Origin of the sequence: Caldimonas tepidiphila, from assembly GCF_003569765.1 — a bacterium.
GTDB classification, from domain to species: domain Bacteria; phylum Pseudomonadota; class Gammaproteobacteria; order Burkholderiales; family Burkholderiaceae_C; genus Caldimonas; species Caldimonas tepidiphila.
The window spans coordinates 1-14348 of sequence record NZ_QXMG01000101.1; the positions used below are offsets into that span (position 1 = coordinate 1).

Here is a 14348-nt window from a genome sequence, read left to right on the forward strand (position 1 = left end):
CAGGCTATTACACCCAAACCCCCGGTCGCCATTTGGCGGTCGGGGGTTTTGCTTTTGGGACCTCGCCTTCCTTCGCTATCTCGCCTGTGCACGGTGAACACGGACTTTGCGGGACCGTGAAGAGAAAACGCCGCCCGCGGATGCGGGCGGCGCATGCAAGAGCGGCCCGACGCAGCGGGCCGCCCGGCCTCACTTGGTGGTGTTGTACTTGGCGAGCAGGTCGCGCGCGTCCTGCAGCATCTGCTTGCCCGGCAGGCCCAGCTTGTTCATGTTGTCCACGTACTCGTCCTGCAGGTCGGCGGTGGCCTTGGTCCATCGATCCACCTCGGCGGTGGGCAGGGTGTGGAACTGGTTGCCGCGCGCCTCGGCGAGCTTGCGTGCCGGCGGCTTGGCCTCGTCCCAGGCGCGGCCGGCCATCGCCGACAGGCCTGCGCCGCTGTTGCGGTCGATCACCGCCTTCAGGTCCGGCGGCAGGCTGTCGTACTTGGCCTTGTTCATCGCCATGATGAACACGTTCGCGTAGAGGGCGGGGCGGTCCTGCGGGGTCTCGATGTGGTACTTGACCATCTCGTGCAGCTTCAGCGGCGGCATCGCCTCCCAGGCCAGCAGGAAGCCGTCGACCACGCCCTTGCCGACCGCCTCGGGCAGCGTCGGCAGCGGCATGCCGACCGGCGTCGCGCCGAGCTTGGTCAGCATCTTGGTGGTGAAGCGGGTCGGGGCGCGCAACTTCATGCCACGCAGGTCCTCCATCTTCTGCACCGGCTTGTTGCGCGTGTGCAGGTAGCCCTCCTCGTGCACGTTGATGAGCAGCGGCTTGACCATGCCGAACTCCTTCTGGCCGTACTTCGCGTAGAAGTCCCAGGCCGCCTTCGACGCATCCTCGCCCTTGTTGGTCATGAAGGGCAGTTCGAAGGCCTCGATGATCGGGAAGCGGCCCGGGGTGTAGCCCGGCAGCGTGTAGACGATGTCGGCGACGCCGTCCTTGGCCTGGTCGAACAGCTGCGCCGGCGTGCCGCCGAGCGACAGCGAGGGATAGATCTGGCACTTCATCCGGTTGTTGGACTCGGCCGCGATCTTCTCGCACCAGGGGTTGATGATCTTCGTCGGCGCATTGGCGGTCGGCACCCACATGTGGTGGACCTTCAGCGTCACTTCCTGGGCCGCGGCCGCGACCGCGGTGGTGGCGAGTGCGGCCAGCAGGCCGAGCTTGAGGCGGGATTTCATGCTTGTCTCCTTCGTGGGTCTTGGGTCATGCGATGGGAATTTCGCCTTACCTGGCATCGGGCACGCGCCTCGTCTGCAGGAAGGCCTCGAGCGTCTCGCCCCGCATGGCGGCATAGACCTCGAGATTGGACTTGCGGGCCACGCGCACGAACTTCTCCAGCACGAAGAAATTGACGCCGTGGCGGATGAGGCCGATCCAGTCCTGCTCGCGCACGAGCCTGCGCTCGTGCTCGCTCAGCCCGGCCTGCTCGAAGGCCCGCTCGGGATCGGCCAGGTAGAGCTCGCGGTTCTCGGCGCGCGCCAGTCCCCAGAAGAAGCGGTTGATGCGCAGGGTCCGGATGCTGGTGCGCAGGTCGAAGGGATAGGTCCCCTCGATGCTTTCGATGCCTTCGAGCTGGGGGTTCATGCCGCGCTCCTTGCGCCGGCGGTACCCGCGCCCGCCAGGTCCTCGTAGAGCACCACCGTCATCGCCGTGGTGGTCGCGAGGTAGTAGTTCTGGTGCAGCTTGCGGATGTCGTCGCCGAGCGCGCCGCGCATCGCGAGCCACATGATCACCTCGGCCCCTTCCGCGCCGCCGAGCCGCACGTAGTCGGCATGCCGGAGCTCGGTGAGGCGGCGCGGATCGTGCTCGAGAAGCTCGAGGAACTGCAGGTCCCACTCGGTGTTGTTGAAACCAGTGCGCTCGCCGTGGATCTGGTGCGACAGGCCTCCGGTGCCGACCACCACGACCCGCAGGTCCTCGGGATAGGACTCGACCGCGCGCCGCACTGCCTGGCCCAGCTTGTAGCAGCGCAGCGCCGTGGGCATCGGGTACTGCAGCACGTTGACCTGGATCGGCACCACCGCGCCGGGCCAGTCGGGCTGGTGCGGCCACAGCAGCGGCAGCGGGGAGTGGCAGCCGTGGTCCAGGGGCTTGTCCTGGAACACCGCCATGTCGAATTCCTCGTTGACCAGCGACTCCGTGATGTGCACCGCCAGCTCCGGATGGCCCTTGATCGGCGGCAGCGGCCGTTTCCCGCCGCCCTCGTCCGCGGTGTCGAAGGACGGGCTGACGCCGATCGCGAAGGTGGGATAGAGGTCGAAGAAGAAGCTGTTGGCGTGGTCGTTGTAGAAGAACACCAGCACGTCGGGCCGCGTCTGCTCCAGCCAGCGCGCGACCGGGCGGTAGCCCTCGAAGAGCGGCGCCCAGGCCGGTTCGTTCTGGCGGCCCTTGTCGTAGGTCAGGCCGATGGTCGGGACATGCGAGGTGCCGATGCCGCCGATGATGCTTGCCACAGGGTGGTCCTTTCCGTTCAGTGCCGTTCTCAGGCCTCGAGGTGGAGCACGAAGCGCGCTTCGCGCCGCGCGATGCGCCATCCTTCAGCGGTGAGCACGAAGCGGTCGTCGAACTCGCCGACCATGCGGCGCGGGTGCGCGGGGCGGCCCTGCGCGCCCGGCTCGGCGTCGGCCGAGCCGCTCCACAGCAGCACGTAGCTCGCGGCGCGCGCCTCGGTGTCCGACTCGAGCGTGACGAGCGTGTTGGTCACGAGATGCCGGGTGATGCGGTCCGCGGGCCGCTGCCGGTAGGCGGCCAGGATCGCCTCGCGGCCGCGCAGCGGCTGCGCGTTGGGGCGCGTGAGCACGCCGTCCTCGGCGAAGAGGGCGGCGAACTGCTCGGGCCGGTTGGCGTCCACGTGCAGCGCGGCCTGCAGCACCAGCTCGCGGCAGGCCTCGCGCGCAAGCATCCGTTCCAGCTCGTCCATAGCGGCGCCTTCCTTCATTTCCAGTCCCGCAGCCAGGCGGCGAGGGCCAGCGACACCGCCTCGGGCTGCTCCATCGGCGCCATGTGGCCCGAGTCCTCGACGACCACCAGTCGCGCGTCCGGCCGCATCTGCTGCATCTGCTCGTGGCGCGACAGCGGGCTCCAGGCGTCCTGGCGGCCGCACACCAGCAGCGTCGGGCAGCGGGCCGCGCGGAACACCTCGCGCGCATCCGGGCGCCCAAGCAGCGCGTTGATCTGCGCCGCGAAGACGCGGGGCGTGCTGCGCTCGATCATGGCGAGGATGTCCTCGAAGAGCGGCGAGTCGAGCCGCGAGGGGTGGACCATGCCGCGCGCCCATTCCCGGCCCATCGCCCGCATGCCGGCCTGCTGCGCGGTGTGCAGCAGCGCGAAGCGCTTCGCGCGCTCGGCCTCCCCCGCCTCGCCCGCGGCGATCGGCTCGAGACCGGTGTCGAGCAGGGCGATCTGCTCGATGCGCCCCGGCGCCATCCGCATCATCTCGAGCGCCACCCGCCCGCCCATCGAATGCCCGGCCAGCGAGAGCGGCCCGTGCGGGAGCGCGGCCAGCACGTCCTGCGCCATCCCGCGGATCGAGTCCTGCTCGCCGTAGGACGGCACCACGCAGTCCGCGAACTCCGACAGCGCCTGCCGCTGACCGGCCCAGACGGCCTCGTCGCACAGCAGGCCCGGCAGCAAGACGACGGTCGAACGGCTCACGGGCTGGGTCCTTTCTCGAGCCCTCTCGGCTCCTTGCGTTGTCCGGTGCGGCGGCCGCGCCGCGTGTCCGCGGCCCGGGCGCCTCGCGGAGCGTTCCGCATCAAGCGCGGGAACGATCCGTCATGACTTCGCAGCATGGCGCGCGGCGGCCCGGAGGGCCAATGCCGAAGGGTGGCGCGGCGATGCGTTCTTCCTATACCCCGACCGGTGCAGGGACGGCGGCGACGCGCGCGGGCCGGTGCGGCGGCGCCGGCGTGCAACGACAATCGGTCGCGACCATGCCGACCCTTGCCGATCCCCCCCTCGCAGAAGCCCGGGCGCTGCCGCCCCTCGTCGAGCGCCTGCGCGCGCTGCGCTGCCTTGTCGCGGTCGAGCGCCACGGCAGCGCCGCGCGGGCCGCCGAGGCGATCCACCTGTCGCAACCCGCGGTCACCCGCGCGATCCTCGAGCTCGAGAGGCTGCACGACGTGAGGCTCTTCGAGCGCGCGGCCAAGGGCATGATGCCCACCGTGCTCGGCTCCCGGCTCGCGCGGCGCGCCGACGTGCTGCTGCTGCACCTGGCACGCGGTGCCTCCGAGGCCTTCGCCGCGGCGCCACCGCTGCCCGGCGCACCGCCCGCCCCCGGGCGCTTCGCCGCTGCCGTCTCCGCCGCGGCGTTGAAGGCGCTGCTCGCCGTCGCGGTCGCCGGCAGCGAGGCGCGCGCCGCGCAGGCCCTCGGCGTGAGCCAGCCCTCGGTCCACGGCGCGCTGCGCGAGCTCGAGCGGCAGCTCGGCCTCACGCTCTTCCACAAGTCGGCGCGCGGCACGCGGCTGACCTTCGCCGGCGAGGCGCTGCTGCGCCGCGTGAAGCTGGCCTGCGCGGAGGCGCGGGCGATGGAGGGCGACATCGCCGCCTGGCGCGGCGAGATCCGCGGCCGCATCGTCATCGGCGCGCTCCCGCTGTCGGTCTCGATCTTCCTGCCGCGCGCCGTCGACGCACTGCGCCGGCGCCACCCGGAGGTCGAGATCCTGATCACCGACGGCACCTACGAGAGCCTGATGCAGAAGCTGCTGGAGGCGGACGTCGACATCATCCTCGGCGCGCTGAGGACCGGCGCGGTCAGCGCGGAGGTGAGGCAGGAGGTGCTGTTCGAGGACGAGCTCGCGGTGGTGGCGCGCGTCGGCCATCCCTGCCTCTCGGCGCCGTCGCCGGATCTGGGCGAGCTGCTGCGCTGGGAGTGGGTCGTGCCGCTGGCGGGAACGCCCGCGAGCGTGGCGCTGCACCGCGCCTTCGCGTCGCGGGGCCTGCCGCCACCGGCCGGGTGCCTGCAGGCGAACAGCCCCTCGCTGACACGGGAGCTGGTGCTCCAGACCGACCGGCTGGCCCTGAGCTCCCGCGGGCAGCTGGGCGAGGCGCAGGGCGCCGGGGCAGGCGGGCTGTGCATCGTCCCGGTGGCGCTGCCCGGCACCGTGCGGCCGATCGGCGCCGTCATCCGCAGCCTCGGCGAGCCCTCGCCCGACCTGCAGGCCTTCCTGGCCGAGCTGCGCGCGGCGGTGCCCGCCGGCCCGGCCTGAGCGGCCGCTTGGCAGCGCGCGTGCCCGGCGCGTTCCCCGTCCCGGGGATTGCCCTCCGCCCCGCGCCGGTCGAGAGTGGAGGTGCGGGACGGCGGCGTGCGGAGCGCGCGCCGCCCCCGTGCCAACAGGAGATGTCGATGCCTGAGCTGAACGCCTGCCCCGCCTGCAATGACAGCGAGATGTGGGAACCGACGGAGCATGCCGGGAACTTCTGCGAGACCTGGCGCTGCATCCAGTGCAAGAAGCCGGTCCCGGACGGCGAGGAGCTGGAGGCCAAGCGCTGGCAGGTCTACTACTCGGCGGTCGCCGGAAGCGTGCCATCGGCGCTGCGCGGACTCGACCTGCGGCCCTGAGCTCCCGGGGGCCGGCCGCGCCCGGGCGGCACGTCAGCGCATGCCGAACAGGCTCGACATCACGCGCAGCGCCTTCTCGTCCCGCTGCAGCCGCAGGCCCTCCTGCAGCAGCCGCGTGCAGTCGGCGGCCGGCAGCGGGCGGCTAAAGTGGTAGCCCTGCATCTCGTCGCAGTGGTTCAGCGTCAGGAAGGTCAGCTGCTTCTCCGTCTCCACGCCCTCGGCCACGACGCGCAGGTTCAGCCGGTGCGCCATCGCCAGGATGGCCTGCACCACCGCCAGCGCCTCCTCGTCCTCGGTGATGTCGGCGACGAAGGAGCGGTCGATCTTGAGCTTGTCGACCGGCAGCTTCTTCAGGTAGCTCAGGCTCGAGAAGCCGGTGCCGAAGTCGTCGATGCTCAGCGTGATGCCCAGCGCCCGCAGCTCGTGCATCAGCTGCGCAGTGCGCTGCGGGCAGTCCATCGAGACCGACTCGGTCAGCTCCAGCTCGATCATCGCGGGCTCGATCCCCTGCTCCGCGATCGCCCCGCGCACCACGGCCACGATGTCGCTGTCGAGCAGTTGCCGCGCCGAGAGGTTGACCGCCACCGGGACCGGGCGGATGCTCGCGGCCTGCCAGGCGCGCACCTGCGCGCAGGCGGTGCGCAGCACCCATTCGCCCAGCGGCAGGATCAGGCCGGTGCGCTCGGCCATGGGAACGAACTCCGCCGGGGAGATCATGCCGCGCTCGGGATGCTGCCAGCGCACCAGCGCCTCCACGCCGACCACCTCGCCGCTGACGAGGTCGACCTTGGGCTGGTAGTGCAGCAGCAGCTCCTCGCCCCGCTGCAGCGCGCGGGCGAGGCCGGGCGCCAGGGGCTCGGCGGCGCCGGCCTCCTGCGCTGCCTGCGGGATCCCGCCGGAGCAGGAAAGCCCGCACGCGGGACCGCAGGCGAGGGCCGCAGCCAGCACGGCGAAGCGCTCGAGCAACCCGTCCGGTCGCGTCGCGGTGTCGCGCGGCACGGTGTCCAGCGCGCACAGCGTGCCGATGCGCCGCCCGTCGGCCGTGCGTATCGGCGCCTCGGCATGGAAGCGCGCCGCCGGCGCGTCCACGGCGAGGGCGCCGGGCGCGAGTGGGGTCTGCGCCGCCGTGTCGGGGACGAGCACGCCGCGATCGTCCAGCAGCGCCGGGTCCGCGACCCGCGCACCGCGTGCGACGCCGCACGCGTCGAAGCCGTGCCCGTGGCCGGCGCGCGGCACGCCGGCCTCGTCGGGCAGCAGGATTAGGACCGACCGCGTGCCGAGCGCGCGGGCGGCGACGCAGGCGAGCGTGTCCAGCACATGCTCGGACCCCGCCGTGGCCGGGGTGGATGCGGCGGGACGAGGGTCCCCTGCGTCACGATTCATCGGGGCTCGCTGCCGGGGTCGAGGAGATAGGCCCTGATCGCCTCGACGGTCTCCTCGGGTGCGCTCAGGTTGGGGCAGTGGCCGGTGGCGCGCAACTTCCTGAGCGTGCTGCCGGGCAGGTGCGCGTGCATGTAGTCCCCCACCGGTTCCGGCGCGATCGGGTCGTCCGTGCACTGCAGGATCAGCGAGGGCCGGCGCAGCCGCGGCAGGTCGCCGCGGTTGTCCGAGAGGAAGGTCAGGCGCGCGAGCCGCTTGGCGAAGGCCGGGTCGAAGTTGCAGAAGCCGGTCGTCAGCTCCGCGCCGAGCTCGGGCCGGTCCAGGTTGCCCATGATGGCCGGCGCCATCATCCGCGACCAGGCCAGGTAGTTGGCGTCGAGTTGCTCGAGCATCGCCAGGATGTCCTGCCGCTCGAAGCCGCCGTGGTAGCCGGGCTCGTTGAGGTAGCAGGGCGACGGGCCGATGAGCACCAGCCTCGAGAAGCAGTCGGGCCGGCGGATCGCGGCGAGCACGCCGATCATGGCCGACACCGAGTGGCCGACGTACACGACGTCCCGCAGGCCGGCCGCATCGCAGATGGCGATGAGGTCGTCGGCGTAGCGCTCCAGGCTGACGTACCCGGCCAGCTCCGAGCGCTCGGCCCGCGCCCGGCCGGCACCGACCTGGTCGAAGACCACGATGCGGTACTCGTGCGCGAAGGCGGGCGCCACCAGGCGCCACATGTTCTGGTCACCGCCGAAGCCATGCGCGAAGAGCATGGTCTTGCCGGCGCTGCCGTGCATTCTCACGTTGTTGCGGGCGATTGCTGTCATGTTCAATGCAAGGGGCCGACTCTCGTGCGGCATCGGTCCCGGAAGCTCTTCTGGCCGGTGCGCCGCGGGACGGCCGCTCGTCCTTTGTCATCGGCAGCTGCCCGGAGATCTGAACGAGGATTTCCTCGGGCGGCTGTGCAATCCTGCGCACCGGATCCGGCGGAAGGTGCGCGGGCGGCGGGCGAGGCCGGCGCCGGGGACCCGGGGATGTCTAGCCCGCCCCGCCCGCGAGCCGCTCGGCCTCGCGCGCCGCCAGCTCGCTGCCGATCAGGTCGCGCAGCGCTTCCAGCGTCGCCCGCTCGATGTGGTCGAGCCGCCGGGGCCGGGTGTCCAGCACGCACAGCGTGCCCACCTTGTGGCCGCTGGGGGACTTCAGCGGCGCGCCGGCATAGAAGCGGATGTGCGCTTCGCCGGTCACCAGGGGATTGTCGGCAAAGCGCTCGTCCTCGCTCGCGTCCTCGATCACGAGCAGCTCCTCGCCCAGGATCGTGTGGGCGCAGAAGGAGATGTCGCGCGGCGTCTCGGCGAGGGACACCCCGACGCGGGACTTGAACCACTGGCGCCCTTCGTCCAGCAGCGAGATCAGCGCGATCGGCATGTCGAGCTCGTGCGCCGCGAACTCGACCAGCCGGTCGAAGCGCTCCTCCGGCGGCGTGTCGAGGAGCATGATCCGGTGCAGCGCCGCGAGGCGTTCGGTTTCGTCGTCGGGAATCGGTGCGGGCAGCATCGTCGGCGGGCGGGATGGGAAACTCAGGGCCGGTCGCAGGCGGCCGCGGGGCTCGCCGGGGGCTGCGGGAGCGGGGCGGGCGGCAGGGTCAGGGCCGCCGGGCTCGAGGCAGGGCGGGAGGCGGTGTCGGCGGCGGGCGGTCCGTCCCCGGCGGTGTGCAGCTCGGCCCGGTTGCGTCCGCGCTGCTTGGCCGCGTAGAGCGCGCGGTCCGCGCATTCCATCATCCCGGCCGGCCCCGGGCCGCCCCGCGAGGGCATGCTGCAGTGCACGCCGACGCTGATCGTCACGCAGCCGAGCGGGCTGCCGCGGTGCTCGATCGACTGCGACAGCAGCGCCCCGCGCACGAGCTGCGCGACGGCCAGCGCCCCCTCCGCGTCGGTCTGCGGCAGCAGCACGGCGAACTCCTCGCCCCCCCAGCGCGCCGGCAGGTCTCCCGGGCGGCGCAGCGCGTGCCGGATGGCCATTGCCACGCGGCGCAGGCAGGCGTCGCCCGCGGTGTGTCCGTAGCTGTCGTTGAACTGCTTGAAGAAGTCGACGTCGAGCATCAGCACGCTCAGCGGTGTCGCGCTGCGGTGTGCGCGCTTGAACTCGTCGGCCAGGGTCTCGTCGAAATGGCGCCGGTTGGCCAGCCCGGTGAGCTCGTCGAAGGCCGCGAGCCGGGACAGCTGCTGGTTGGCGCGCGCCAGATCCTCGTAGGCCGCGCGGATCTCGTTCTCCGCGCGCTTGCGCTCGGTGATGTCGCTGCGGATCGCGATGTACTGGTAGGGCTTGCCCTCGGCGTCGAGGAAGGGAACGATGGTCGTTTCCACCCAGTGGCTGCTGCCGTCCTTGGCCCGGTTGCGGATCTCGCCCTTCCAGACCTCGCCCCGCGCGATGGTGCGCCACATCTCGCGGAAGAAGGCGCGCGGGTGGCGCTCGGAGTTCAGCATGCGGTGGTCGCGGCCGAGCAGCTCCTGCCGCCCGTACCCGGCCAGCGCGCAGAAGCGGTCGTTGACATGCACGATGCGGCCCTGCACGTCGGTGATCGAGACCAGTTCGTGCTCGTCGATCGCCCGCTCCAGGTCGCCGAGCCGCCGGTTCGAGCGCTGCAGCTCCTCGGTCAGGCGGCGCTGGCGCACGAGCGCCCGCCGGGTGCGCGCGCCGGCGAAGGCGAGCAGCAGCAGCAGCCCGCCGATCACGAGGGCGTTGATCGCTGCCGTCTTCCGCCAGCCGGCCAGCACATGCTCCTTGGTGCTCGCCACCACCACCATCACCGGGTAGGTCGCGGAATGCGCGAAGCTGTACTGGCGCTCGATGCCGTCCACCGGCGAGGTGGCCATGAACGTCCCCGCAGCGGCACGCGAGTAATGCTCACGGTACAGGAGGGAATCCTTCAGGCTCCTGCCGATCGCCTGCTCGACATGGGGCCGGCGCGCCAGCAGCGTGGCGTCACGGGTGTTCAGGGCCAGCAGGCCGTCGGGGCCGAGGTCGAACTGCTCGAAGTAGGCGGTCAGTCGCTCGAGGGCGAGCACTCCGACCACCACGCCGGCGAAGCCCCCGTCCACCGCCGACACCCGGCGCGACAGCGGGATCACCCAGTCGCCATCGGCTTCGGTGCGATAGGGCCGGCCGACGTGCAGGACGTCGGCGGGGTTGGCGCGGTGAAAGGCGAAGAACTCCCGCGCGCCTGCCGAGCGCTCTTGCCGCTGCTCGGCATCGGAGCTCGCCTGAAGCGCCCCATCCCGGTCGTAGACGTACAGCTCGTGCAGCGTCGGATGCTCGGTCACGGCCCGCAGGATCGAGTCGCGCAGCCGCGATGCGTCGCGCTGTCCGCCCGGCGCGGCCTGCAGCGTCTGCACGATCAGGCCGACCATCAGGTCGGCCTGCCGGGTCTGCTCGACCACCTGGTCGAGCACGGACGCGGCCAGGTTGCGGCTCGCCAGTTCGGCCTGCGACAGCGCGGTGCGGCGCGCCTGCCAGAGGAAGCTCGCCGTGACCGCCGCCAGCGCCAGGCAGACCGCGAGCAGCAGCAGGCCCACCCGGAGGCCCTCAGCCCCCTCGGGGGCCTTGCGTTCGGAGCGCGGGTTCGTCGTCATGTCGGAGTGGGATGCGTTGGCAGGGCGTGCTCTGCCGCGCACCCCGGGGTCCTGCCCCTTATCGGCCGCCCGCGGCGGATATTGAGCGGCGGCATGACAGGCGGCGTGGCGAAGGCCGCGGGGCAGGGCATCCCGGGCCGCTTCGTCCGCGCCGCGCACGCGCCGGGCATTCGCGTGCCCGATTTCACGTGCCCCGTGTCGCATCTGCGACAAACGCGACCGTTTAAAGTTTGATAAAGGTCAAGATGGAAAACTTGCAGGACACTGAAATCCGGGGGGTGCCCGGCCGGGGTTTTTCCCGGTTCGATTCCCGCCCTGCCTGACCGAAGAACCCGGCTCGGCCGCCCGGGCCATGGGGGCGGCGCAGGCGTCTCCCGTTGCGGAGCCGCCGCGCGCCCCGCTGTCCGTCCCTCCTTGTGAGACGTATTCAATGATGCCTTGCGAAACCGCGGACCCGACGCCCGCCTGCGACATGAAGCATCCGCCGGAGACGGCGCGGGCGGCGCTGCTGCTTGCCGCCGCCCGCCACATCCTCGAGGCGCCGGTCGCCGGCGGCGCGCTGGCCGAGCAGGTGTTCGAGCGGATCCGGGCGCATCTGAGCGCCGAGATCCTGCTCGCCCACCGGATGGAGCGCGACGGCTCGCTGCGGCTGGTGGGCGACGCGGGCATCGCCGACGAGTTGCAGGACGCCGCGACCCGCCTGCGGCTCGGCCAGGTCCTTTGCAGCCGGGTGGCCGGCAGCCGCGAGCCCCTGGTCGCCGACGCGAGCTTCATCGCGCGCTCCGTCCCCGAGCCGGCGGCCGGCTTCCTGCGCGAGCTCGGACTGTGCTCCTACGCCTGCCATCCGCTGCTCGGGCGCGACGGCGGGCTGCTCGGCACCTTCGCGGTGGGCCGCTGCGACGGCACGCCCTTCGATCCCGGCGAGGTGGAGTTCCTGCAGACGGTGAGCCACTTCCTCGCGATCGCCTGGGACCGGCAGCGCGCCGAGGACGCGCTGCGGGCGAGCGAGGTGCAGCACCGCACGCTGCTCGAGAGCATCTCCGACGGCTTCCTTGCCGTCGATCGCGACTGGCGCTTCACCTACGTGAACCGGACCGCCGAGCGGCTCATCGGCCGCGGCCGCGAGGACCTGCTCGGCAGGAGCCTGTGGGAGGAGTTCGGGGGCCTGTTCGGCAGCGAGGCGGAGCAGTCGTGCCGCCGCGCCGTCTCCGAGGGGATGACTGTCGCGTTCGAGGCCTGCTCCCCGGACCCGGAGCGCTGCTTCCAGGTCCAGGCCTATCCGGCGGACGAAGGCCTGTCGCTGTACTTCCGCGACGTCACGGACGCGAAGCGGGCCGAGCGGGCGCTGCAGCGCACCCGCGAGCGGCTGGAACTGGCGCAGCAGGTGGCGCGCATCGGCTCCTTCGAGCTGGACCTGCGCTCCGGCGCCGCCGTCTGGTCGCCGGAGTTCGAGGCGCTGCACGGGCTGCCGCCCGCCAGCCTGGGGGGAAGCCTGGAGGCCTGGCTCCACGCCATCCATCCCGCCGACCAGCCGCAGGTCCGGGAGCAGCTCCGCGAGGCGCTGGACACCGGCGTCTGCCAGGGCGAGTGGCGCGTCGTCTGGCCGGACGGCACGATCCGCTGGCTGGCCTGCCGCGCGCAGGTGTTCCGGGACGAGTCCGGCGCGCCGCTGCGCAAGCTGGGCGTCAACATCGACATCACCGAGCGCAAGGAGGCCGAGGTGGCGCTCGCGCAGCGCAAGCAGGAGCTGCGCTCGCTCGTGGACCACACGCCGAACCTGCTGGCGCGCTACGACCGGGGACTGCGCCACGTCTTCGTCAACGCGAGCTTCGAGCGGCTCACCGGGCTGAGGCGCCCGGGGGTCCTCGGCCGCACGCAGCGCGAGGCCGGGCTGCCCGAGGAGGTCTGCGCGGCCTGGGAGCCGGTGATCCGGCATGTCTTCGAGCAAGGCCGGCCGGCGGGCGTCCGGTTCCGCCTGCAGACCCCCGAGGGGCCGCGCCACTTCGACAGCCGCGTGGTGCCCGAGTTCGCGCCGGGCGGCGAGGTCGAGTACGCGCTGGCCGTCACCCACGACCGCACGGCGGAGCAGGCGGCGGAGGATGCGCTGCAGGAGGCGGCACGCAGGAAGGACGAGTTCCTCGCCACGCTCGCGCACGAGTTGCGCAACCCGCTGGCGCCGGTGCGCAACGGCCTGCAGATCCTGCGCCTGTCGGCCGCGGGCGGCAGCGTCCCCCCGAAGGCGCTCGAGATGATGGAGCGCCAGATCGGCCAGATGGTGCACCTGATCGACGACCTGCTCGACGTCTCGCGCATCAGCCGCGGCAAGATCCAGCTGCGGCGCGAGCGGCTGACGCTGCGCTCGGTCCTCGACAGCGCCGTCGAGGCGAGCCGTCCCGCCATCGAGGCCGGCCGCCACGAGCTGAGCCTGCGCCTGCCCAGCGACCCCATCCCGCTGGATGCCGACCCGACCCGGCTGTCGCAGGTGGTGAGCAACCTGCTCAACAACGCCGCCAAGTACACCCCGGACGGTGGCCGCATCGAGCTCTCCGCGGCGGCCGAGGGCGGCGAAGTCGTCGTGCGCGTGAAGGACAACGGCGTGGGCATCGCGCCGGAGATGCTGCCGAAGGTGTTCGAGATGTTCACGCAGGTCGGCAGGACCCTCGACCGGGCCCAGGGCGGGCTCGGCATCGGCCTGTCGATCTCCCGGCGCCTCGTCGAGATGCACGAGGGCACGCTCGAGGCCGAGAGCCGCGGCCCGGGGCGCGGCGCGGTCTTCACCCTGCGGCTGCCGCTCACCGAGGAGGCCAAGGCGCCGGAGCGCCGCTCCGCAGGGAGCGCGGCCGTGGTGCCCGCCAAGGGCAACGCGAACGCGCGCCGCGTGCTGGTGGTGGACGACAACGCCGACGCCGCCGACAGCCTGGCGTTGATGCTCGGACTGTTCGGCTACGAGAACCGCACCGCCTACGACGGTCCGCAGGCGCTCGACGCGGCGCACGAGTTCGCGCCCGCGGTCGTGTTCTGCGACATCGGCATGCCGGGGATGGACGGCTACGAGGTGGCGCGCCGCTTCCGGCGGGACCCGGCCCTGGCGCAGACCCTGCTCGTGGCGCTGACCGGCTGGGGCAGCGACGAGGACAAGCGCCAGGCGCGGGAGGCAGGCTTCGACATGCACCTGACCAAGCCGGTCAAGGTCACCGCGGTGCAGGAGATCGTCGCGCAGTGCTGCGCGTCGTCGCGCAAGGCCGCCGCGGCCTGAGCCGGCGCCGCGGAGGGGCGCCTCGAGTGCGAGGCGAGCCGCGCGGTGTTCCGCGCCAAGCCCTGCGGGCCGTCGACGGTCTTCAACGTCGGCCGCCCTACCTCGACACGGTGGTGCGCACGCGGCAGAGCCTGTATCTGCGCCATCGACAACATTTGCGCGAAAGGCCCGCCTGCGCACCTGTCACCGAGCCGGTGCGCCGCTACGCGGTGCGCATCGAGAACGGCTCGGTGCCGGTGGGGCTTGACTGAGGGTCTCCCTTGGACCGGGAGGATCTTGCCGTCGAGCGCACAGGTCAACAGGTCGGCCCTGCGCGTGCTCATCCCGACGTCACCAGCGCCCGAGTCTTGCGTGCTCGGTCAGCGGGTGGGTGGTCCGCCCGAGGAGCCGCTCGCCTTCAGCTTTTGCAGTTCCCCACTTCCCTAGTGGCCTTTCCAGCATCTACTTCCTGTTTTGAGCAACGCGCATTGCGTGTAATGAACGCGGTCTCAG

Annotated in this window: 13 protein-coding genes; 4 read left to right on the forward strand and 9 right to left on the reverse strand. The window is 72.0% G+C overall.

The window, feature by feature from the left end; all coding sequences use genetic code 11:
- Nucleotides 1-189 precede the first annotated feature (189 nt).
- Genes D3A59_RS23815 through D3A59_RS23835 form a run of 5 tightly spaced genes read right to left on the reverse strand, consistent with a single transcriptional unit; the run spans nt 190 to nt 3700 of the window.
- The gene (locus tag D3A59_RS23815) at nt 190-1224 is read right to left on the reverse strand and encodes a TRAP transporter substrate-binding protein (protein ID WP_119157807.1); all 1035 of its coding nucleotides are present in this window, start codon (nt 1222-1224) and stop codon (nt 190-192) included.
- A 46-nt stretch (nt 1225-1270) separates the two neighbouring features.
- Entirely contained in the window at nt 1271-1630 is a 360-nt protein-coding gene (locus D3A59_RS23820; RefSeq protein ID WP_119157808.1) for a protocatechuate 3,4-dioxygenase, read from the reverse strand.
- The gene (locus tag D3A59_RS23825; RefSeq protein ID WP_119157809.1) at nt 1627-2499 is read right to left on the reverse strand and encodes a gallate dioxygenase; all 873 of its coding nucleotides are present in this window, start codon (nt 2497-2499) and stop codon (nt 1627-1629) included. The genes D3A59_RS23820 and D3A59_RS23825 overlap by 4 nt, the downstream gene beginning before the upstream one ends.
- A gap of 29 nt (nt 2500-2528) precedes the next feature.
- A complete protein-coding gene (locus D3A59_RS23830) occupies nt 2529-2966 on the reverse strand; it encodes a nuclear transport factor 2 family protein (protein ID WP_240636191.1) in 438 nt (145 codons plus the stop codon).
- A gap of 14 nt (nt 2967-2980) precedes the next feature.
- The gene (locus D3A59_RS23835) at nt 2981-3700 is read right to left on the reverse strand and encodes an alpha/beta fold hydrolase (RefSeq protein ID WP_119157810.1); all 720 of its coding nucleotides are present in this window, start codon (nt 3698-3700) and stop codon (nt 2981-2983) included.
- A gap of 278 nt (nt 3701-3978) precedes the next feature.
- Between D3A59_RS23835 and D3A59_RS23840 the strand changes: the two genes are divergently transcribed.
- Complete coding sequence (locus D3A59_RS23840) at nt 3979-5253, forward strand: LysR family transcriptional regulator (RefSeq protein ID WP_119157811.1); 1275 nt, start codon at nt 3979-3981, stop codon at nt 5251-5253.
- Nucleotides 5254-5390: 137 nt separating this feature from the next.
- Nucleotides 5391-5606 (forward strand): hypothetical protein, encoded by a 216-nt coding sequence (locus D3A59_RS23845; RefSeq protein WP_119157812.1) that lies wholly within the window; start codon nt 5391-5393, stop codon nt 5604-5606.
- Between the two features lie 33 nt (nt 5607-5639).
- Here the strand turns inward: D3A59_RS23845 and D3A59_RS23850 are convergent, their stop codons facing one another.
- The 4 genes from D3A59_RS23850 to D3A59_RS23865 all read right to left on the reverse strand — a co-directional run bounded on the left by D3A59_RS23850 (nt 5640) and on the right by D3A59_RS23865 (nt 10600).
- Nucleotides 5640-6989 carry a sensor domain-containing phosphodiesterase gene (locus tag D3A59_RS23850; protein ID WP_157991687.1) on the reverse strand — a complete coding sequence of 450 codons (1350 nt, stop codon included), beginning with the start codon at nt 6987-6989 and terminating at the stop codon, nt 5640-5642.
- Complete coding sequence (locus D3A59_RS23855) at nt 6986-7798, reverse strand: alpha/beta fold hydrolase (protein ID WP_119157814.1); 813 nt, start codon at nt 7796-7798, stop codon at nt 6986-6988. The genes D3A59_RS23850 and D3A59_RS23855 overlap by 4 nt, the downstream gene beginning before the upstream one ends.
- A 211-nt stretch (nt 7799-8009) precedes the next feature.
- A complete protein-coding gene (locus tag D3A59_RS23860; RefSeq protein WP_119157815.1) occupies nt 8010-8525 on the reverse strand; it encodes a GAF domain-containing protein in 516 nt (171 codons plus the stop codon).
- Between the two features lie 23 nt (nt 8526-8548).
- Complete coding sequence (locus D3A59_RS23865; RefSeq protein WP_170162387.1) at nt 8549-10600, reverse strand: sensor domain-containing diguanylate cyclase; 2052 nt, start codon at nt 10598-10600, stop codon at nt 8549-8551.
- Between the two features lie 430 nt (nt 10601-11030).
- Between D3A59_RS23865 and D3A59_RS23870 the strand changes: the two genes are divergently transcribed.
- A complete protein-coding gene (locus tag D3A59_RS23870) occupies nt 11031-13856 on the forward strand; it encodes a PAS domain-containing protein (RefSeq protein WP_170162388.1) in 2826 nt (941 codons plus the stop codon).
- A complete protein-coding gene (locus D3A59_RS26800) occupies nt 13820-14107 on the forward strand; it encodes a Rieske (2Fe-2S) protein (RefSeq protein WP_336470428.1) in 288 nt (95 codons plus the stop codon). The genes D3A59_RS23870 and D3A59_RS26800 overlap by 37 nt, the downstream gene beginning before the upstream one ends.
- Nucleotides 14108-14348 lie beyond the last annotated feature (241 nt).

What these genes read in the sequence shown, in the direction of transcription:
- D3A59_RS23815 (WP_119157807.1), bottom strand. Translation starts at nt 1,224, where the DNA reads ATGAAATCCCGCCTCAAGCTCGGCCTGCTGGCCGCACTCGCCACCACC.
- D3A59_RS23820 (WP_119157808.1), bottom strand. Translation starts at nt 1,630, where the DNA reads ATGAACCCCCAGCTCGAAGGCATCGAAAGCATCGAGGGGACCTATCCC.
- D3A59_RS23830 (WP_240636191.1), bottom strand. Translation starts at nt 2,966, where the DNA reads ATGGACGAGCTGGAACGGATGCTTGCGCGCGAGGCCTGCCGCGAGCTG.
- D3A59_RS23840 (WP_119157811.1), top strand. Translation starts at nt 3,979, where the DNA reads ATGCCGACCCTTGCCGATCCCCCCCTCGCAGAAGCCCGGGCGCTGCCG.
- D3A59_RS23845 (WP_119157812.1), top strand. Translation starts at nt 5,391, where the DNA reads ATGCCTGAGCTGAACGCCTGCCCCGCCTGCAATGACAGCGAGATGTGG.
- D3A59_RS23850 (WP_157991687.1), bottom strand. Translation starts at nt 6,989, where the DNA reads ATGAATCGTGACGCAGGGGACCCTCGTCCCGCCGCATCCACCCCGGCC.
- D3A59_RS23855 (WP_119157814.1), bottom strand. Translation starts at nt 7,798, where the DNA reads ATGACAGCAATCGCCCGCAACAACGTGAGAATGCACGGCAGCGCCGGC.
- D3A59_RS23860 (WP_119157815.1), bottom strand. Translation starts at nt 8,525, where the DNA reads ATGCTGCCCGCACCGATTCCCGACGACGAAACCGAACGCCTCGCGGCG.
- D3A59_RS23865 (WP_170162387.1), bottom strand. Translation starts at nt 10,600, where the DNA reads ATGACGACGAACCCGCGCTCCGAACGCAAGGCCCCCGAGGGGGCTGAG.
- D3A59_RS23870 (WP_170162388.1), top strand. Translation starts at nt 11,031, where the DNA reads ATGATGCCTTGCGAAACCGCGGACCCGACGCCCGCCTGCGACATGAAG.